The organism is Desulfonema magnum (genome assembly GCF_017377395.1).
GTDB classification, from domain to species: domain Bacteria; phylum Desulfobacterota; class Desulfobacteria; order Desulfobacterales; family 4be13; genus Desulfonema_C; species Desulfonema_C magnum.
Genome location: NZ_CP061800.1, coordinates 4,421,602 through 4,442,777, shown reverse-complemented (window position 1 = coordinate 4,442,777; position 21,176 = coordinate 4,421,602). Strand labels below are relative to the sequence as shown.

Genomic DNA, 21,176 nt, shown 5'->3' with positions numbered 1-21,176 from the left:
AAACCCGACATTGGCGTTGATTTTCGTTCCTCAGCTTAACCTGCTGTACTTATTCCCGGCCATCCCTTTTGATGGCTCTTATGAAACGTTTTATTTTGGTGAAAGCCTTTCTCCTGATCAAGTGGAAATCTCCGAGGAGGTTTTTATTATTACGGGTGAGGAAGCCAGAAAGCAGACTGAGCCTCCCAGACTGACGAAGATTCTTGTTTTACCGGAAAAAATAAAAGTGCTTTCCGGATTTGCCAACGAACAGGGGCTGACGCTGAATGTGGAAATTTTACAGGAGAACGGTATTTCAGCGCAGAAAATTGAAGAAACAAAGATGGCCCTCAAAAACTTGGAGCTGAATGACGAGATGCTCAAAAGTGATCTGTCGTGAGGCACAGTATAACAAAAAAATTATCCGGAGTGCCAAACTTGCAGTTTGGCAGAATTTCTGTTATCCAAAAATCAGGGAAGCCTGCGAAAGTGTAACTTTGACAGTCCGAATTGAGAAATATTTTTTTTAAAACGATCATGATTCAGCAGTTAGGGATTTCCCCAAAAATAAAATACCCGGTGTATTGTATCGGGTATTATTTCGTGTTCCCTTACAATGAAACATGAAAGGAAAGCCCCGGCAGGCTGCTCAGGCCAGCTTGGTTCATAGCTGCCCTCAGTCTTCGGCGTGAGCTTCGCTGAATCACTGCTTTCACTTTCATCCGGGGGACTGACTGATCCTCCGGCTTATTAAAATCATATCTGAGGCCAATACATTATGCACAATATCAGCTATGCCCATACGCATGAACTCGATGAGAGTGATTTTTCCGGCTGTTGCAGAGATTGTGACGCCAGTGTGAATATTATAAAACCCCATATCATTGCGTTTGCCAGACGAATCAGGAAATACAGCCCTGAGATGCTGGCATCGCTTTCTCTTGAAGAACTCTGTCAGCTTTATCAGCTTTTGGATGATCTGGCCCATTTGAATACCGGGGACCATCTGGCAGGGCTTATTCTCGAACAACTGGAAATTCGTCAGGAACTTCCCACCATTCGTTCTTATTACACCTTGTTTTTCAGTATTCATGAAGTACAATTGGCAGAAAAATTACTGAAATCAGCGGATCCGTGGAACACCCTGAAATCTTTTCCGCTTTATCCCCGATATGAAGCATTGGTGAGGAATCAGATCCAAGCCATGCAAATCACAAAGAACAGCAGGCTTGCCTTTGTCGGATCCGGCCCCGTGCCCATGAGCCTGATTCTTATGAGCCATCTCTGCGGCTTACGTTCCGTGGGGCTGGACATATCTTCCCAATCTGTTGAATTGTCAAGAAAAGTGATCCGACACCTGGGACTGGAGGAAGATATTGAAATTATCCACGGAGATGAATCCTGTCTGAAAGAACTGGAATGGAATATGGTGCTGATAGCAGCCCTTGCAGAACCCAAAGCCCATATTTTTCAGAATCTGCACAACCTGCTGAAACACCGGGGAAACCATATTCCCATCATTTTCAGAACTTATACCGGAATGCGGGCGGTTCTGTACGAGCCGGTTCAGCCCGGAGATATCAGCGGTTTTAAAATCGTCAGAGAAATTTTTCCCACGGGCCGGGTCAACAATACAACTGTTTTTGCGGAGCTGAACGCATGAAAAAAACTATATGGAATACTATAAAAAAAGAATTTCTTGATATTTACGAAGGGATCTGTCCGCTCTCAGATGATGATATTCTGAAGGGGCCGGATGATGTTTTCCGTCCTTATCTTGAACGCCTCAATTATCTGGCTTCGACAGAGATTGATGATCATACAGCAGAAGAAATGTTCCAGGATCAGGATTTTCAGCGCGCCATAAAACAGATATCCCGCGTCAAAAGAATGAACGGGCTGAGAATAGAGACAGCGTGTGCGAGGTCGGTTCTCAGCGGGACCGATCCTTGGGACCAGTTAAAACAGTTCATATATTATCCCAATTATCTCGGACTTGCGCGGATGGAATACCAGGGGGGCGAACTTGGGGCCGGAGATCAGGTGGTTTTCCTGGGCAGCGGGCCTCTGCCGCTGAGCCTTATCTCTCTTTACAAGCAATATCATGTCAGAGGTATTGGCATTGAACAGTCTCCTGAAATTGCCGAACTTTCCCGTGATCTTGTCAGGATTCTCGGATTAAGCGAACATATTCGTATTATCCAGGGAAATCACTTTTCTTTGCCAATAGAGGCGAGGGGCGAGAGGCGAGGGGCGAGGGGCGAGAGGCAAGGGGCGAGGGGCGAAAACTGTCAGATGATTATGGTGGGGGCTGATGCTTTGCCAAAAGATGAAATTTTTGCCCATCTTGCAGAGTCGCTTCCGGCAGGCTCAAAAGTGTCGTACCGGATTTATGAGAAAGGTCTGAGGCGTCTTTTAGATGACCAGTCTGTTTTTGATCTTCCTCATGAATTCAGGGAATATGCCAGAATCCGTCCTGAACCGCCGGTGAATAATACCTCAGTTTTTGTAGTGAGAAGTGAAAAGTGAGAAGTGAGAAATTGTGTTCTCACTTTCTTCGGAAAGGAATTTGCAATGACAAAAGAATTACTGAATCTCACAGCATCGGTTCCCACGCCTTTTCTTATCATTGATGAGGAAATCCTGGAAAAAAATATCCGCCGTATTCATAATTACGCGGAACAGCACGGGTTCTCTGTCCGCCCCCATGTAAAGACCCATAAATCCCTCTGTATCGCACGGAAGCAAATGGAAGCCGGCGCCGTGGGAATCTGCACGGCAAAGGCCGAAGAAACCCGGGTCATGGCAGCGCTGGGAGATACGGATATCACAGTGGCGTATCCTGCCGCGGGGATTGTCCGTGCGGAGATTCTCGCAAAGATTTCTCAGAAACAGAAGGTGAGGGTTGCCGCGGATTCGGAGTATGTCATGGCATCGCTGGCAGATGCGGCTGTCAGATATAATACAATTCTCGGAATTCTTGTGATGTTCGATGCGGGGCTTCATCGCTGCGGGGTGGCCGATCCTGAAGAGGTTGTAAGACTTGCCCGATATGCGGAAACCAAAGACGGACTCAGTTATGATGGCATTCAGATGTATCTGGGGCAGTTATATGGCGACGCTGCAAGGGATCCGCACGCTTTCAGACAAATCCGTGAATCATGGGAACCGCTATATGAGGCCCTGTGCAGTGCGGGACTCCGTCCGGAAACAGTTTCCTCCGGTTCCACGCCCTCTCTTGAAAATACGCATCTGATCCCTCATATCACTGAAATTCGTGTGGGAACCGCGTTTCTGAACGACTATTTTGTGCTGAAGTTCGGCCATTGTAAGCCTGAGGACTGCGCTGCCCGTGTGATCACCAGCGTTGTTTCGGATGTGGTTCCGGGCCAGGTGATCATTGACGCAGGTTCAAAGGCCCTTTCTGCAAAGCAGTTATTGCGCCATGAAAATCTCGAAATGGGGTATATCCCCGAACATCCCCATGCCCGAATATTCCGACTCCATGAAGAACACGGCTGGGTTGATATTAGCCGCTGTGAACATCCTCCCCGTGTTGGCGACAGAATGAGCATCATACCGGTAAATGTTGCCCTGTGCATGAATCTTTACGACACATTTTATCTCAGGGCCTGTGATGGTTCTCTGCAAAAAGAAAAAGTGGACGCAAGAGGATGCTGCGTTTAGCACGCACGAATCCGTTTTTTTCTCGTTGGAAAAGTTCGTAGTTCCGCCTTTAGGCGGTGTCACACCGCCTAAAGGCGGAACTACGAACTGAACTTATATTTTTTTCTGCTCCTGAAAATCATAGTTCGGACAATTATTTTTCGAACTGCCGAACCTATTTTTTCCGCCCAGTGAAAACAGAAGTAATCAGAGCAACACCGAACAAAGAAGACATGAGTATGACAGAATTCATATCACAAGCCGCACTGGAGATAAAGCAGTCACTGCCGCTGTCATCATCGTCATCCTTTTCATCCGCGGCATCTCCGTCATCCTCTTCATCAGTTTCATTCCCGTCATTACTGGTTTCAGCGATGGCCCCGTAAATAATGATTTTTTCCTGATCAATGTAATTCCAGCCAGTTTCCATAACATCAATATCGGTCGTTCCTTCCGGCAGAGGCTCCACCCGGATCATGGTGACAGAGCGTGTGGCCGCGCCTGCGTTATGGTCCCAGTCGTAATTATAGGGCCATGTCACATCCTGATTATCGGACCGGCTTGACTGATCCGGAGGATTTGGGATTTTTTGTGGCGCAACAACCCGATAGGGACCTTCGCCGTCCAGTTTATTATCCTGTGTAAGAATACCGGGAGTCAGATTTGCTCCTTCTCTCTGATATGCAAGAATCATTTTCAAGCCGCCGGTCACATGGATGGGATCATTATGATTTCTGCCCACGCAGGAAGGGGCGCTGTAATCACACCATTGTTCAGCATCAGGCACATATTGATAGGTTGCCTCGGGGTAGGTTCCTTTCACATGGTACATCTCGGGTTCTTCGTCATATTCCAGAGGATGATACTGGGACCATCCGTCAGGTGCAAATACTGTAATGCCAGTGGCTGAATCCAGGATTCCCGCATCTTTTAACAAATCTTCCATTGGTACGCCGGTATATTCCGCGTAAAAATCGCCGGACCGGGATGTGTTCATCAGAAAAAACTGGGTATGGGAAGGCATTTCTTCCAATTGCGCTCTTGTGTAAACACGCGACGGAGCTGCTTTTTTGTCCGGGTCATCATCCGCGTTCCCGGGAAACCGAATGGCCTCGATTTCCGCGTGGTTGGTGAATCCGTCTCCGTCAGAATCAAGATTGTCAATGGCTTTTATTGCTTCTGCGTTTCTGCCGTTGGTGAAATAGTCTTTTCCATAAGCGTTCAGTGTGTCAACAATATTTCCGCTGCCATCATAGCCGTAGGAATAGTGACACCACTGACAACTTCCGAGGCTGACCCATTTTCCTTCAGATTTTTCATATTGCCCACCCGTGTGACACAATGCGCAATGATCCAATTTTGTAGCCGCTTTATCCGGATAAACTTCCAGAAACCTCCCCGCGTCTTCCTCGCCCGCGTGATGGTAAGCTGAAAACGCAATGCACGGCAATATGACAACCATCACCAATGCCATACCAATACCAATTTTTTTTCTCATTTTTCCTCCTTAATCTTTTATCAAAATATAAGTGTCCAACTAATAATCTATAATATTTTTAAGGTGGTTTAATTCCTTTCACCCGTGAATTAATCGGCTTTTTTTTCGGGTGTATATTTTATTTCGATTCTGGTGAGATTGAAATTCAAGGGTGTTTTTTCACCGTGTCTGCTGACTGTCAGCGCAGCTTTTGATCCTATGGGGCCTCTTAATTTTTTTAAGATCAGATCCTCAAACATCATACCCTTTGTGAGTTCTCCGTCAATATGGGTGATAATATCCCCTTTCTGAATCCCATGGCTGGCAGCAGGCTTTCCGTCCAAAACACCAAGCACCACTAACGAACCCAGATGATTTTCAACCTCCTGATCGAAGATTTGCGCCACCACCATCCCAAGACCGCCAAATTTTTCCGATTTTTCTTCTACAGAAAGGCTTTGTGTTGCTGGAACAGATAAAGACAAAATCAGAAAACCGATAAAAAAAATTGAATTGTGCAATAGTCTTTTGTTCATCTTTGTGTCTCTCCTTTGTTTTCTCCATTATAAAAATATTGTGAAATTATTGATTGGATAAGTATCCGGACAAAAAGTCTTCGGTATCCGAAGACTTGCGGGTTTCCGAAACCTCGCGGGTCTTAAGTACCCGACCATAAGTTTTCAATATTTGCCCGGGAAGAAACCCGGTTTTTTTTATCGGAAATATCCGCCCTTCCGTGAAGGAAAAACCCGGGTTTCTCCGCTGTTTACTCGGAAACTTTTGCCCGGGTACTTATGTCAGATTTATACCTGAAAATTATGTCCGGTTACTTACTCTGAAAAAAAAATTTTCCGCATCCGGCAATTAGAAATCTGTGCTGAAACGAAGAGTTAAAACGCTTTCTTTTTCAACATAATCCACATTTCCGTCAGGATTTACCCGGACTCTGACCGGGTCGCTAAAATCCGTATAAGTATAATCAAAAATCATCCGGTGCATGGGGTGGAGTATCCAGTTTAAAGCCACGCTATAAGCATCGGCTTCTTTTACGGAGACAAAGGCGACCGGATTAATCCAGTCCTCATCACCGGTAAAATATTCTGCCCGGGCTGCCAGCACAACTGCCCCGAAAGCACCTTCCGCGGGATTGAAAACGCTCTCAGGATGCAGAGGCTTCATCACTCCCCGGCTCAGAACAAAATCTTCGCCGGTCAGGCAGCACATGGCGCTCACATACCATGAGGAAAATTCAGCATCACGGGCTGGTTTGCCCGAAGGCTTCAGGTCTGTATATTTTAAGCGGAAATATTCCCCTGTGAGCGCAAAAGATTCCCATGCCCATGCGGCTTCCAGGGACGTGCGAATGCGATTGTCAGCATTCTGTATGACTCCGAATTTTGTATTATGACCCAGCACGTAAAGGTTCATGCCAGTTCCTGTCATGCCGCTGCTTTTGACCTCAAGATCAACATTGGAGAGATCAATCTGAGCATAAGTTGCGGAAGCACCAATTTGTAAAAATTTCAGCCACTCTGCGGAACTGGCTTTGAAAGGACTGACCACCAGACGTGCGGCAAGTTCCGGTTCGTCGCTCTCTCCGCCTGAGGACCCGTCTATGCCGTCTCCGTTAAACAGCCCTGCTGCATAATTCACTGTGTCGTGATAAAAGGAACCATGAAGCATTAGCCCGATATCCCGTTTGGGTCCGAGAGAATATCCCATGGAGCGTTCCGCAAAATAAAGCCCCTTATTTCTAGTTTGCCATTCCAGGCTGAACGGTTCTTTGAACTGCCCGAAACGAAGGCTGTGAAATTCGCTGATGGCAGCCTCTCCGTAGGCATCAATCAGATGTTTGGTTTCATTTCCCTGGAACTCATAAGTCAGTCCCACGCGGAACCAGGGAGTCAGCTGGCCTCGGAACATCAGGCGGGCACGCCGTATATCAAACCGGTTATCTCTGGCTGTTTCTCCGTAATGGCGATAATCGCCCTGAAGCGTTCCCCCCACACGCAGCTCCATCCCATCCTGCTCATCAGATCGGATGTAAAAACCGTCCTTGTATCCCGTCAGTAAAGTATTTTCTGCTCTTATTTCATCTGTAAGACATAAACACCACACCAGCACAAAAAGAATGATCCACAGATACATCTTTGAATTCTGCACCATCGAGTTTCCCTTCCATATAGATTTCTCAAAGCATTTCATAAGCTCAAAGGCTTCTGACAATTTTTTGTGTCATTCTATTTCATTTTATGGTTGTATTTGTCAATAATATTTTTATTTGGCAAATAATTTGATATTAAAATTACCAATACAAACTTATAGAGACCATCACTCCCTGTCATTCCTGCGAAAGCAGGAATTCATTGTCGCAATTATGACTCATCCCCGGCAAAAGCATCCTGCAGCCTTATGTCCTTCCCGCTTTCATTGTCCTTCCCGCTTTCATTGTCATTCCTGCGAAAGCAGGAATCCATTGTCGCAGTTATGACTCCTCCCGGGAAAAGCATCCCACAGCCTTATGTCCTTCCCGCTTTCATTGTCCTTCCCGCTTTTATTGTCATTCCTGCGAAAGAAGGAATCCATTGTCGCAACGGACTGCCTCTTCCGGAAAAACCAGTTCGCTCCGTCTGTCATGTCACTGTGGATTCCTGCTTTCGCAGGAATGACAGAAAAAACCAAGTATTGTTATTATGAGTAATTTTATTAAAAAAATAAAAATATATTGACATATAATTACATAAAAAATAATAGAAGGGTGTCAGGTGTTAAGGTGTCACATAATGTCATTCCTGCTTTCGCAGGAATGACAGAAACAACAATGGAAAGGACACAGACGGTATGAAAAATTATAAAACGCTGTTTTTCACCATCTATCTGCTGACAACAGGTTTTTGCATGGCAGGCTGGGCAGATGAGATGTCTTTTGAGGAAATACAGACGATTGATACGGGTGAGGCAAGAGGCTGGGAAAGTTTTGAAATTGACGGTGAGACTTATCTGGCGGTGGCAAACCGCAAGGCTGAATCATCTGTTTACAAATGGAATGGTGAGGCATTTCAGCATATCCAGACCATAGGTGCAAACCAGGTCGAGGTGTGTGAAAGTTTTGTCATTGACAATGAAGCATATTTGGCCCTGGCAAATTATCGTGACAAATCAAAAAACTATCTGATTGATTCTCAGATTCTCAAATGGAACGGCGAATTATTCGAGGAATTTCAGAATATCCCCACAAAAGGGGCCCGTGACTGGGAAAGCTTTGTCATCAACGGAGAAACTTATCTGGCCGTTGCAAATGAACGGGACGGATCAACCCGGAATGTGAATTCTGTCATCTATAAATGGGATGGCAGCGCATTTGCCGAGATACAGGCCATTTCCACCAACGGCGCAAGAGACTGGGAAAGCTTTTCCACTGACGGAGAGGCTTATCTTGCCGTGGCCAATCAGGAGAATGACGGAAACCGGGATATTGATTCTAAAATTTATAAATGGGATGGCAACGCGTTTGTTGAAATACAGGCAATTCCGACACACGCGGCCCGTGACTGGGAAAGTTTTGTTATTGACGGAGAAACATATCTGGCTGTGGCAAATAATCAGACATCCGAATCCCGTGTGACTGATTCAAAGATTTACAAATGGAACGGAAATTCGTTTGAAGAATTTCAGTCTCTCCTCACCAGTGCGGCACACGACTGGGAGGCTTTTGTGACTGATGGCACATACCATCTGATCGTCGCCAATAATCAGGATGATGAAACCCGGAGTGTGAATTCCGAGCTTTACAAATGGGACGGCGATTCTTTCTTAAAAATTCTCGATGTTCCCACAAATGGCGCACGGGACTGGGAGAGTTTTATCATCAACGGAGAAACATATCTGGCTGTGGCAAATGATGATAAGGATTATACTGAAAATATCCTTTCAAAAATATACAAAGTAAAACACACAGATGATGACGATGACAGCAACGGCTGTTTCATTCATACGATAATATTCTGACAGTTAAGGATCAGTCACAAGTCGGGCTGATAATTGCGATCCCATTTTTATTCCGTAAATTTTTTATGACTTTAAAAAATCAGACAGTTTGAAAAATGCGGGGGAACAAAAACAGGATTAGCTTTTTCAGAGCCTTGGAAACATTGGTAGTGTTCTAAAAATGGAGCTAAACTTTATAACTCTCTGAATCAATTCTGTAAATATTGGGACAAGTCCAGTTTTAGAACACCACCACATTTTCATCACCCCAGTATCAGACCATAAGTTTTCTGATATTTGCCCGGAAAAGAGACCCGGGTTTCTTTCCCGGGAATTATCTTTTGCCAGCAAGCGAGGCCAAGCGTGAGTGACAGTCATTCCGCCTGGCTTTTTTTTTACCCGCCGCCATATTCTGCCAAATAAATGCTCATAAAAAAGCCGGGCTTTGCGTCCCCAGTTTAGGAACGCTTCCGCATACAAAAATCCGGTTCTGCCTGTCCGGAAATATTCACGACTCCTTTTGCCTGATGATAATTTTGTTTATTATATAAAAAATTATAAAAATCAAAACCCGAAAATCATTTTTCAGCGTCAGCACGGCAATCCGTAGTTTTCTCTTCCTCCCTTATAAAATCTTAACAAATTTAAATTATTGATGATAATAAAGAAGGCAGATATCCGGATTGTTGTAGCAGGACATTCCTACTGCCAAATACTCTGTCTCCCCCATTGACTTATCTTATTATTTATAATAGATAACTCAATAATTAAGGACTGAGGACTAAATAATTTATGAAAATGGGAATGTCCTGCCTGTTTTATCATCCTGTTTTCAAAGCACTTATGATATCAAAATGCATAAATTGATCAATTCGTATGTTCTCAATACTATCAAAAATCTGCCCCGCGGGGGCCTGAAAATTTTTTTGATCTAATGATAATAACAATATGTTATATTCGATTTTCAAATTTTTTTTATCATTCCGTTCGGCGTGAACTCAGATTTCGTCAGGCTCAGTCGGGTTGTCGAACGGAATGACAGGCTTTTTGTTCAAATCGGGTCAAAAAATTTGATCATTGAGCTTTTAAACGCTGTCCAATGTATTATTCTGTTGAAAAGCTTGCTATGGTCTGCCCGAATATGCTATGTGGCATAAATAAAAAAATAAACAACGGTGATTTCAGATGCCAAAAAAGATAAACAAATCAGTCACATTGCTGGGGGTTCTTCTTTCTCTGATAATTATTGATTTAATTTTAATACCAAAAACGCAGGCTCAGATCGGGATAAATCCCTGGCAGACAGAAGAGCAATTATTGAAAAGAAGTCGGGATAGTTTCCGACGACTTCAGAAAGCTGTCAGAAGAGACGGGTTTAACTCTGCCATCTGCGCTTTAAATATCTGGCGCAGTAATTCAATAGACGCGGGCGTATTTGATCAGGTCAAATATGATGATTTTAAGAAACATATCTATAAAAAATCTGTTGCTGAAATCCTGGCGTGGTTTAAAGTTTGTATCAGAGAAAAATGGGCTAAGGATGCAGATTTTTGGATGCGGGTCTATTCTGTCAGGTCAAATACCATCAATGCCTTTGACCAAGCCTTATATGATAAAATGAAGGCGAGCATTCAAGGCATAAAAAAATAAGATCAGAATAATAATTCTGCCGGATTATCCATGTGACTCCGCAGATCATCTGGGTCACACGGTGTAAAGAACGTATTCAATTGTTGTAATAGGGAAATAAGCAAGTCTTTTTTCTGATCGGCCGGAATCAGAAAGAGAGCTTATAAGTGAGTGTTCTTTAACGGATAAAACAAATACAAAAAGGATTTAAAAAGGATATATGCATGAAATTACACATAATTTTTTTGTTTATTTTTTCGTCGGCTTTATACGGATGTACAGGAACTCTTCATAATAGCTTTCCTGAGAATGGCATGGGAGGATATAAAAATTTTTCTTCTGATGAAACAGCAGACCAGATTCTGGATAAGGTCGCTGAGTTTTCCGAGGTATCTCTGGGTTTCCGGGAAAAAGGAGAGTTTGAAAAGGCAGTTCAGGCAATGGATCAGGCATATGCTTTAATCTTAGATGTTAATACAGGTGACGACCCCCATCTGATACAGCGTAAAAAAGACCTGCGTCTGACAATTTCAAAACGGATTCTTGAACTCTACGCGTCCCGAAATATCGCTGTAAGCGGAAAATTCAATGCCATTCCCCTGGTAATGAACAAATATGTCCAGACTGAAATTGATTTTCTTATGAAAACATATAAAAATAATGAAGGGTTTTTCATCAACGCATACAGGCGTTCAGGCATGTACCGCCCCTATATGGTTACGGCGCTTAAAAAGGCCGGTCTTCCTGAAGAACTGTCGTGGCTTCCGCTGATTGAAAGCGGATTCAAGGTCAAAGCACTCTCTCCGGCCAGGGCGCTGGGACTTTGGCAGTTTATCCCTTCCACCGGTGTCAGATTCGGTCTGAAACGTGACAAACTCATTGATGAGCGACTTGATCCTGAAAAATCAACCCGGGCGGCAATTGCATATCTCAAAGAACTACATGCGATTTTTGGTGACTGGACAACTGTTCTGGCGGCTTACAACTGCGGGGAAGGACGGGTACTCAGAGTCATACGAAGCCAGAATGCCAACTATCTTGATAATTTCTGGGATATATACGAACGTCTTCCCCGGGAAACGGCCCGATATGTGCCCAGGTTTCTGGCCACCCTTCATATTGTCAGGAATATGGAAAAATACGGGGTTGATTCAATACCAACCTCTTCTCCTTTGAAATATGAAACTCTGACAATTTCAAAGCAGACACATCTTAAAGAAATAGCCAAAATCATCGGTGTGTCACCGAAAATTTTGAAAACCCTGAATCCTGAGCTTCGTCGCAATATCTTACCCGGCAAAAAATATTCCCTCAGAATTCCCCCTGATAAAAAAGAAATCCTGATGGCAAAACTGGATGATATACCTGTTTTTTCCATACCGAAATTTAAATACCACAGGGTAAAAAGAGGAGAAACCCTTTCGCGTATTGCCAAACGATATCATGCCAGTGTGAAAAGCATAAGGCTTGCAAACAAAATAAACAAACGGGGACGTATTGTTGCCGGAAAAACGCTTAAAATACCAGTAAGGGGGGCCGCGGCATATATATCAAAAAAGGCGGGCAAAGTAAAACACAGCCGAACCTCACGGCATGTTGTAAAAAAAGGGGATTCGCTTTGGAATATTGCCGGGCGGTATGGTACGACAGCAAAAAAAATATGTAAATTGAACAAACTCCCGAATACGAAGCTTCATATCGGGCAGGTTTTAAAAGTCCCGGGACGCGGCAATAAAAATAAAAAAACACTGACAAAGGACAATTTAAGAACATACCACGTAAAACACGGAGATGTTCCGTTTAAAATTGCAAAACGGCATAACATGCCGTTACAGCGGTTTCTGCGTGTGAATGATTTAAGACCCGGAAGCAAAATATATCCGGGGCAGAAAGTTCATGTGAAGTGAAAAAGGGGTGTTAGGTGTCAGGGTGTTAGGTGTTAGGGTGTTAGGTGTTAGGGTGTTAGGGTGTTAGGGTGTTAGGTGTTAGGTGTTAGGCGCCAGGTGTTAAATATTGGATGTTGGGTGTCGGATATTATTAAGTGTCAAGGTGTCAGGTGCTAAGAAAATTGCCACTTAACACCTAACACCTAACACCTAACACCCTAACACCTAACACCCTGTTACTTACTCTTTAGGTCTCTCGTCAATAATCCGTTTGGCTTTACCTTCGCTGCGTTCAATGAGCTTAGGCTCTACCAGTCTGATTCTTGCTGTGATCCCCAGCATTCCTTTGACATGATCGGCAATCTTTTTCTCGATCTCAGCCTCTTTCTCGGGGCCGGCATCATAGATTTCTTTCTTAGCTTCCACCCGAACCGTAAGATGATCTAAATACCCTTTTTTCCGAACAACAAGCACATACTGGGGTTCGACTTCCGGTATCTCCAAAAGAAGAGATTCGATCTGCGAGGGGAAGATATTCACGCCGCTGATGATGAGCATGTCATCGGTACGGCCGGAGAGCTTGTCCATTTTAAGCAGCGTTCTTCCGCAGGAACAGGTTTCCCTGCGAAGCCGTGTGATATCTTTTGTCCGATAACGGAGCATGGGCATGGCTTTGCGTTGGAGAGAAGTGAAAATCAGTTCTCCTTTCTCTCCTATGGGAAGCGGCTCAAACGTTTCCGGATCAACAACTTCTGCAAGGTAATAGTCCTCGTTGATATGAAGCCCGTCCTGAGCCTCACAGTCAAAGGAAACTCCGGGGCCGCCAAGCTCTGTGAGACCAAATGCTTCCATTGCCTTGATCCCCATACGTTCCTCGACTTCCTTACGCATGGCCGGTGTCCAGGGTTCGGCTCCGAAAACCCCCACGCGCAGCGGCAGTTCTCTGAGATTCACCCCCATATCCTCAGCCCGTTCCGCCAAAGTCAGTGCATATGAAGGGGTGGATAAAAACGCGTCCGTTTTAAAATCCTGCAACAGGGTGATCTGTCGCTGGGTCTGTCCTGAACTTGTCGGCACGACGGAACAACCAATACGAGTGGCTCCCTCATGGAATCCCATTCCCCCGGTAAACAGACCATAACCATAAGCGTTCTGCACAATATCATCCGGCCGTATGCCCGCGGCCCAGAGATTTCTCGCCATGCACTCGGCCCAATGATCCATATCCTCACGGGTATAAGGACCGGTAATGGGCTTTCCTGTTGTGCCTGAAGAGGCATGAACCCGAACCACGTCTTTCATGGGGACCGCACAAAGCCCGAAAGGATAATTATCTCTCAGGTCCGTTTTAACCGTAACAGGGAGCTTGGACACATCTTCAAGGCTTCTGATGTCATCAGGCTTTACTCCTTTTTCATCCAGCTTGTTTTTATAAAAAGGGATACGATCATAGGCCCAGGCCACGGTTTCTTTAAGTTTTTCCAACTGAAATTTCTGACGTTGCTCCACTGGCATACATTCAAATTCTTCATTCCAAGGCATTTATTTACTCCTTTTTATTTTAAAATTATCGTGTCTGAGTATCTGAGCGCATACGTTTTGTCCCTAGTATGCTGAACGATAAATACTCTCCGTAATCATGAAAATTATCAGGCGCGCTCCGCAGCGGAAAATCCGAGATCAAACGCCTTTAAGTTCATATCCGTAAACGCTTTTTTGGTCTTTGTTCTTATGGTCTCTTTCACGTTTTCCACTGTGAGAGGGAGGATACCTGTCTGAATCAGTGCTCCCACGAGAACCATATTTACTGCCAACACATTTCCTGCGTCTTTTGCAAGTGCAACCGCGTCAAACGCAATCAGTTTTGATGCTTTTGCCCGGATCAGGTCCTGCAGTTCATTCAGATCGGGATAAACCCCTTTGCCAATAGCCACTGTAAATGGCGGAAGCGGAGAAAGATTGGTAATGACAGTAGTTTTTGAATTGGCCTTATTGAGGGCACGGAGGGTTTCAGACGGCTCAAATCCGACAAGAAGATCAGCCTCTCCGTCCGAAATGATGGTGCTTTCCGCGTCTCCGAACACAATTGCGGATTCTACCACGCCGCCTCTCTGAGCCATTCCGTGAATTTCGCTCATACGAACAGGAACATCGGAAAGGAGAGCAGCTTCAGCCAGCACCCTGGATGCCAGCAGGTTCCCCTGTCCGCCAACTGCTACGATGATTAATCTCGTTATATCCATAGGTTATTATCCTTTTTTGTTATGATTGAAGATTGAAAATTGAAGACCGGTTCACTTCTCATTTCTCACTTCTCACTACTCACTCTTCAAGGGTAAGATAGCGTTTTCAGGGCAAATCTGAGCGCAGACCATACATCCGACACATGAGACAGGATCAATCTTAACCTTCTCATCTTCAAGGTAAAACGCGGGACATGCGATTTCATTGATACAATCCCTGTGATTTTTGCATTTGTCACTGACATAAAAGGGCCTTGCCTTGAGCTTTTTAAGGCTTTTGGCGTACAGCGTACACATTTCCTGGGAGATAACAACTGAAACGCCCTGATAATCCAGTGCCTCTTTTATGGCTGCAATACTCTTTTTGACCCTGTAAGGCTTCACAGTCGTCACATGTTTTACACCGAGCGATTTGACCAGCTCTTCAATAGATACCTGACCATATCCGGAAAGGTTAAAATAATCCATATTCACACCCGGATTCGGCTGATGCCCGGTCATAGCTGTGATGCTGTTGTCAAGGATAACCAGCGTGAAATTATGGTTGTTGAAAACCGCATTCACCAGACCGGTTATTCCGGAATGGAAAAAAGTGGAATCGCCGATAAAGGAAATCACTTTTTTATCTGTGGCTTTTGAAAATCCGCAGGATGTACTCACGGAAGACCCCATGCATATCACAAAATCTCCCATTGAAAGAGGAGGCATAAATCCGAGGGTATAACACCCGATATCCGTGGGACAGATGGTGTCCATTCCCTCAGCCGCTTTTTTCACCGCATAAAACGTGGCTCTGTGGGAACATCCCGCGCAAAGGTTGGGAGGACGCTGCGGGATTTCAGGAACATCAGAGAGGTCCGGTACAACTGCCGGCGTATAAGCCGCACCAAAATATTTTGCAATGCGTTCTCTCACCATTGCAGGATTAAACTCATAAAGACGGGAAAAAAGTTCATCGTCCTTACCTTTTATGCTGATGGTCAGCCCCGCATCCTGTGCAAAAGCTTTCACAGCTTCTTCCATAAAGGGTTCGCCTTCTTCGATGACCAGGACTTTTTCACATCCTTTTAAAAAGTCCGTGATCAGGGCTTTTGGCATGGGAAATGAAAAGCCGATGCGAAGTATTTTGGCCTTGTCGCTGATGTCCAGTTCTTTTATCGCATCAACCGCATAATTGTAGCTGACGCCGTTACAGATAATACCCCAGTTCCCTTCTCCGTTTATAAAGTTATATTCGCATGTTTCAGCGATTTTCTCAGCTTCGGCCATTTTCTCGAGCAACGTTACATGGAGTCCCCTGGAAACCGCGGGAACCGTTACATAGTGAAACGGATCTTTTGTAAAATCACCTTTGGTGACCCGCGGCTTTGTCTCTCCCAAAGTCACGACTGCCGTGGAATGATTGATCCGGGTGGTGGTTCTGAATATCACCGGTTTCTGCAATTTTTCAGAAAGATCAAACGCATAGACAATCATGTTCTTTGCCTCTTCCACCGAAGAAGGCTCGAGAACGGGAAGACCTGAAAGCTTGCCATAATAGCGGTTATCCTGTTCGTTCTGGCTGGAAAACATAAAAGGATCATCCGCCGTAAGAATAACCATTCCCCCGGTAACGCCGACATATGCCAGTGTCATGAGCGGATCAGCAGCCACATTCAGTCCCACATGCTTCATCATGCACATGGTGCGAAGTCCTGAGTTTGCTGCTCCCGCAGCCACCTCAAGCGCCACTTTCTCATTGGTTCCGTATTCAAAATAGAGGTCGCTTTCCTGCGACATTTGAAAAAGGTTCAGCGATATTTCCGAAGAAGGTGTGCCCGGATATGTGGTGGCAAAGGCAACACCCGCTTCAACCGCACCCCGGGCAATGGCTTCATTGCCGAGGAGGATCATCTTCTCACCAGGTTGTTCAGTTAATAGTTTATGCATAGTATCTTCCTTTTTTTGTCAGTTGAGATTTTGAGATTTGGTCATTTGAGATTTGAGATTGGTCATTTGTAATGCATTAATTTTTGCCAGCCCTATGCAATTTATGAATATTATTCATCACTGCTTGTTAAGGACTATTACAGCAATTTGTAAATTCATCCCCCCTCCGGCTTTTAATAATTTAAGCGGGTTATCTCCCGGACAGAGGGGGATGAATTTTTAAGTTGTTGTACTATCTAATTTTTAATGCCCAATCTCCGATCACTTATCCCCGATCCCCAATCACTTATCTTGCAACAACTCCGTTATGAGGTCTGAGGACGAAGCGACTCTCATTAACGGATAAAGCGGATTCCGTTGATAAAGATCCAAGGTCTGTTTATGGACGCTTTCGGAAAAACTTGTGATGCAGTCTTCCAGGAAAACCGCTTTGAAATCATGGCAGATGGCATCCATAACAGTTGTCAGCACGCAAAAATGTGTTGCAATGCCGGCAACCGCGCAGAGTGTCACATTTCGTTCACGCAACCATTCCTCAAGACCGGTTTTAAAAAAGGCTGAAAATCTTGGCTTGGGAAGCCAGTAATCTTTTGCCTCCTGATAATCCAGTTCGTCGGTGACCTCGGCACCCTCTGTTCCTTCCAGAGAATGCGGCTTCATCCGGCCTGTGAAGATAAAATCTTCTTCATGAAAAGAATCAGTGGAAAAAACAACCGGCCACCCCTCTCTTCTGAACACGCCGATTGCTTTGTTAATCGGGGCGGTGATCTTTCTGGCAAGAGGCGTAATGGGAATGTTATTGCTTTCATCGAAATTATATTTGACCATGTCAATGATCAGAATTGCGGGTTTTTCCTTGTTTTGATTTGCCATCTTTCAATCCTTAATAACCAGGGCGGGGGAAGCGCACCAGCCCCCCGCACCTACTTTATACCGCTTTAAAGCGGGACATCAGACCTCCGAGATTTTGAAAACCTCGGAGGTCTTTATCTTGAACGGCCATGGCCCCGAGGACAACGAGGCATGAAAGCAGATATCACTGCACCGTCTGAGATCGTTTTTTCGTATAAATTGTCTTGAATTTTTCAGGTGATGCCTTCATGCACTCGACACATCCGGAGGCTTCATCAGGATGAAATGGTTCAAGGTGTACTTCCAAATCAAGTTCCTCATACATCTCAACCAGTTCCGAGAGACGCGGCTCATCATATGTCACCTGCTTTGTCCAGCCCTCCCGGGTAAGCACTTCATCGCGTGTCATCCTTAGGCACCCTTAAATTCAGGCCGCTTTCGGCCAAGGGACGAAAGCCCTTCAAGTGCATCAGCCGTGGAGAAGATTTCCTCAAGACGACCGAGCTCGACTTCCACAGCATCTGCCATGGATTTGCCCATTTGCTCATCAATGATTTCAGTCGCGAATTTAAGCGTGAGCGGTGCCTTGAAACCTATGATTTTTGCGGTTTTGGCCGCAAGGTCCTCTGGCACGCCTTCAGGGCGTTTTCCTGAAAGCAGTTTTTCGACATTCTCAGCCGTACACATCTGGGCAAGGGGCTTGAACTTTTCAGGAATTTCGCGTTCACGGTACTTGTCAAATTTTCCTTCTGAGACAAGCGAAGCAATAGCGGATTCAACATCCGAGGCGTCAACAAGCTTTGTCACGATACCCAGTTCATACGCGTCTTTTGCGCTGAGGGTTGCGCCGGTAAACGTGTAATATTTGGCAAGTTCAGGGCCTGCGTGGCGGGTAAACCGAAGCATTCCGCCAAGTCCGGGATAGATGCCGATACCGGTCTCAGGAAAGCCCATTGATCCGGCCGGCGTGGCAAGAATCGCCTGGCAGGACAGCGCAAGTTCGCTTCCGCCGCCGAGGGAAAGTCCGTCAAGAAGGGCGATGGTGAGTTTCTCGCAGTTTTCAATTCTGAGGAGAAGTTCGTGACCCTTTCTTGTAAACGCTGCCGTGTCAGGAATTTTATTTGCCTTGATGTTCTGAACAAAATAACGGATATCCGCGCCTGCGACAAAGGCTTTGCCCGCGCCTTCAAAGACAATCCCCTTGACATCGGGATTTTTCTCAGCCTCGGAGAATCGCTCTTCAAGCTGGGCAAACACGGCCTCATTCAGTGCGTTCATGGCTTCGGGACGGTTAATGAGAATCCGGGCAATGCCGTCTTTCACATCGAGATCAACCACTTTGAAATCAAAAGGCTTCCCGATCTCTTTTTGTTTTTTAAGGGTCTCAGGCATTTTGAAATCAGGATATTTCTTTGTGATGGCCTCGACAACTTCGTAAGTCTTGTCAATACCGATTTCGTTCATAATCTCAAACGGTCCGGTGAGCCAGCGCAATCCGATTTTTGCACCGCGATCTGTATCCTCTATGCTGGCGACACCTTCATCCACAAGTGCTGCCGAGATCCCCAGGCACACGCCGTAAAATCGGTCCATGACTTCCTGAACCTTGGACTCATCCGCCTCACCGTCAAGATTCCAGTTTTCTGCCTTCTCCACCTGCGCTCTCAGCTTTTCAGCCGGTGCATAGAATGCCCCCAGCTCGTCACCAAGTGTTGTTTCTGCGTGAAGAGCAATGGGAACACCGGTTACATTCATCAGTTGAAAAGGCCCCATGCCTGTTTTAAAGGCGCGCTTACCAGCTTCCTCAATGGTGGGAATGTCAGCAAAACCTTCTCCAAGCATCCGTGCGGCTTCATTCAGAAAGGGAACAAAAAAGCGGTTGACGACAAACCCCGGGGCATCCTTCACCAAGATGGGCGTTTTGCCGTGAAGTTTTGCAGCGAGCATACATTTGTCAATCGTTTCCTGGCTTGTTCCGTCGTGGGGGATTACTTCGAGCAGACGGTTCTTTGCCGGATGAAAGAAATAATGAAGCCCGATAAAACGATCCGGACGGGAGACTTGTCCTGCAAAATCTTTGACAAAAAAGCTGGAGGTGTTTGTGGCAAGGATCGTCTTTTCCGAACATATCCCGTCCAGTTTCTTAAAAAGATCGGATTTCACCTGCTTATCTTCAAAAACAGCCTCGACGATAATATCAGCATCAGCAACCGCATTAAAATCGGTTGTTCCGGTAAGACGGGAGAGTGTCGCATCAACCTGCTCCTGGGTGAAAATCTTTCGCTCCACACCTTGCCTGAGCGTATTTTTTATATTGGTCATTCCGCGTTCCACGAATTCATCTTTCATGTCAATCATCACGACGTTTATGCCTTCCTGGACAATTTTCTGAGCAATACCGCTTCCCATGTTACCCGCGCCGATGACGCCGATTTTGTTGATCTTCGACATTTAGCCTCCTGTTTTGTGTTTAATTAGTTATGTTAAGTTGTGTTTAATAATTGTTTGTCTGATATTTCTTACCGTAAAAATATATTCTTGAAAAGATTGTTTGTCTGATATTTTTTACCGTAAAAATATATTCCTGAAAACCCGGGTTTTTTATCCGAAAATGTTTCCATGACCGGGGACAGAGAACCCGGCTTTTTTATGAGCATTTATTAATCAATTATATTGAATTGTTATGATAAGTATGCAAGATTGTAATCCTGACTTGTTGATTGTTTATAATAGTAAAAACAACAGCCTATTTGTTTGGGGATCAGGAATAAAATGAATATTCTTTAGAAAAATGAATCCTATTCACCCTTTTTTCTCCCTATATATAAAACAGACAGAATAATATATAACTAGTTTATCGGATATGTTTATTTTTTGCTACCTTGCTCAAATTATAAATCACAAATCACAATTTTTTGTAATTTGGTGATTGTAATTTGTTGTTTCCGGTATTCACCCCATAACTTTTTCAGCGGTATCTTCAGCCAGTTTCATCAGGTCTTCCCGTGTCTCAGCTTCGCCGGTGTCTCTGACACCGCAGGCCCGAATGAGGACATTATCATTAAATCCGTACCATTTGAAAAAATAATCATACCTGGAAAATATATCATCAAACTGGTTCTCATCCGGTTGCGCCTGGGTCTGAATAAAGATCAGTTTTTTGCCAGGAGAAAGACGGCTGGGATTCGGATTGGTCAGATAGTCTGGTACGAGATAGGAATAGGTTCGGTCAATAAAGGATTTGAGCTGACTCGATACGTCTGCAAAATAAGTAGGCGTCGCCAAAACCAGGATATCAGCTTCACGGATGGCGTCCAGAACTTCGGTGAGGTCGTCCTTTAGCACGCACCTGTCCAGTTTGGTCTTACAGGTCATGCATGCCTGACATCCGCGATATATGAGCTTGTTAAGGGAAAATATCGCGACTTCTCCGCCCAGTTTTTCCACACTCTCACAGAAGTGTTTGGCGATTGCTGTGCTGTTTCCTTTGGGTCTGGGACTTCCTAACAAACAGACTGTTTTTTTCAC

General features: G+C 45.0%; 17 protein-coding genes. 7 read left to right on the top strand and 10 right to left on the bottom strand.

The window, feature by feature from the left end:
- Positions 1 to 10 precede the first annotated feature (10 nt).
- From dnm_RS17000 to dnm_RS16985, 4 genes are all read left to right on the top strand, one after another.
- Entirely contained in the window at positions 11 to 379 is a 369-nt protein-coding gene (locus dnm_RS17000; RefSeq protein ID WP_207678109.1) for a hypothetical protein, read from the top strand.
- 378 nt (positions 380 to 757) lie between these two features.
- Positions 758 to 1,642: a nicotianamine synthase family protein gene (locus dnm_RS16995; protein ID WP_207678108.1), complete on the top strand. Its 885-nt coding sequence runs from the start codon at positions 758 to 760 to the stop codon at positions 1,640 to 1,642.
- Complete coding sequence (locus dnm_RS16990) at positions 1,639 to 2,508, top strand: nicotianamine synthase family protein (protein WP_207678107.1); 870 nt, start codon at positions 1,639 to 1,641, stop codon at positions 2,506 to 2,508. Before dnm_RS16995 ends, dnm_RS16990 begins: the two co-directional genes overlap by 4 nt.
- A 45-nt stretch (positions 2,509 to 2,553) precedes the next feature.
- Complete coding sequence (locus dnm_RS16985) at positions 2,554 to 3,666, top strand: alanine racemase (protein WP_207678106.1); 1,113 nt, start codon at positions 2,554 to 2,556, stop codon at positions 3,664 to 3,666.
- A 154-nt stretch (positions 3,667 to 3,820) separates the two neighbouring features.
- Here dnm_RS16985 and dnm_RS16980 read toward each other — a convergent pair whose 3' ends face one another.
- The 3 genes from dnm_RS16980 to dnm_RS16970 form a co-directional block, all read right to left on the bottom strand.
- A complete protein-coding gene (locus dnm_RS16980; RefSeq protein ID WP_207678105.1) occupies positions 3,821 to 5,143 on the bottom strand; it encodes a GEGP motif-containing diheme protein in 1,323 nt (440 codons plus the stop codon).
- An 89-nt stretch (positions 5,144 to 5,232) separates the two neighbouring features.
- Complete coding sequence (locus dnm_RS16975) at positions 5,233 to 5,658, bottom strand: PDZ domain-containing protein (protein ID WP_207678104.1); 426 nt, start codon at positions 5,656 to 5,658, stop codon at positions 5,233 to 5,235.
- Positions 5,659 to 5,986: 328 nt separating this feature from the next.
- On the bottom strand, positions 5,987 to 7,288 hold the full coding sequence (locus tag dnm_RS16970; RefSeq protein WP_207678103.1) for an OprO/OprP family phosphate-selective porin: 1,302 nt from the start codon (positions 7,286 to 7,288) through the stop codon (positions 5,987 to 5,989).
- A 675-nt stretch (positions 7,289 to 7,963) separates the two neighbouring features.
- Here dnm_RS16970 and dnm_RS16965 point away from each other — a divergent pair.
- The 3 genes from dnm_RS16965 (at position 7,964) to dnm_RS16955 (ending at position 12,645) form a co-directional block, all read left to right on the top strand.
- On the top strand, positions 7,964 to 9,130 hold the full coding sequence (locus dnm_RS16965) for a hypothetical protein (protein ID WP_207678102.1): 1,167 nt from the start codon (positions 7,964 to 7,966) through the stop codon (positions 9,128 to 9,130).
- A gap of 1,164 nt (positions 9,131 to 10,294) precedes the next feature.
- Positions 10,295 to 10,759 carry a hypothetical protein gene (locus tag dnm_RS16960; RefSeq protein WP_207678101.1) on the top strand — a complete coding sequence of 155 codons (465 nt, stop codon included), beginning with the start codon at positions 10,295 to 10,297 and terminating at the stop codon, positions 10,757 to 10,759.
- Positions 10,760 to 10,962: 203 nt separating this feature from the next.
- Positions 10,963 to 12,645: a lytic transglycosylase domain-containing protein gene (locus dnm_RS16955; RefSeq protein WP_207678100.1), complete on the top strand. Its 1,683-nt coding sequence runs from the start codon at positions 10,963 to 10,965 to the stop codon at positions 12,643 to 12,645.
- Between the two features lie 219 nt (positions 12,646 to 12,864).
- On the opposite strand, the gene dnm_RS16950 is transcribed toward dnm_RS16955, so the two are convergent.
- From dnm_RS16950 to dnm_RS16920, 7 genes are all read right to left on the bottom strand, one after another.
- Entirely contained in the window at positions 12,865 to 14,166 is a 1,302-nt protein-coding gene (locus tag dnm_RS16950; protein ID WP_207678099.1) for a phenylacetate--CoA ligase family protein, read from the bottom strand.
- A 107-nt stretch (positions 14,167 to 14,273) separates the two neighbouring features.
- A complete protein-coding gene (locus dnm_RS16945; protein WP_207678098.1) occupies positions 14,274 to 14,867 on the bottom strand; it encodes an indolepyruvate oxidoreductase subunit beta in 594 nt (197 codons plus the stop codon).
- A 75-nt stretch (positions 14,868 to 14,942) separates the two neighbouring features.
- Entirely contained in the window at positions 14,943 to 16,796 is a 1,854-nt protein-coding gene (gene iorA / locus dnm_RS16940; RefSeq protein WP_207678097.1) for an indolepyruvate ferredoxin oxidoreductase subunit alpha, read from the bottom strand.
- A 282-nt stretch (positions 16,797 to 17,078) separates the two neighbouring features.
- Positions 17,079 to 17,669 (bottom strand): cysteine hydrolase family protein, encoded by a 591-nt coding sequence (locus dnm_RS16935; RefSeq protein WP_207678096.1) that lies wholly within the window; start codon positions 17,667 to 17,669, stop codon positions 17,079 to 17,081.
- Between the two features lie 163 nt (positions 17,670 to 17,832).
- A complete protein-coding gene (locus tag dnm_RS16930) occupies positions 17,833 to 18,057 on the bottom strand; it encodes a hypothetical protein (protein WP_207678095.1) in 225 nt (74 codons plus the stop codon).
- Between the two features lie 2 nt (positions 18,058 to 18,059).
- A complete protein-coding gene (locus dnm_RS16925) occupies positions 18,060 to 20,099 on the bottom strand; it encodes a 3-hydroxyacyl-CoA dehydrogenase/enoyl-CoA hydratase family protein (RefSeq protein WP_207678094.1) in 2,040 nt (679 codons plus the stop codon).
- Positions 20,100 to 20,600: 501 nt separating this feature from the next.
- The gene (locus dnm_RS16920; protein WP_207678093.1) at positions 20,601 to 21,176 is read right to left on the bottom strand and encodes a flavodoxin family protein; all 576 of its coding nucleotides are present in this window, start codon (positions 21,174 to 21,176) and stop codon (positions 20,601 to 20,603) included.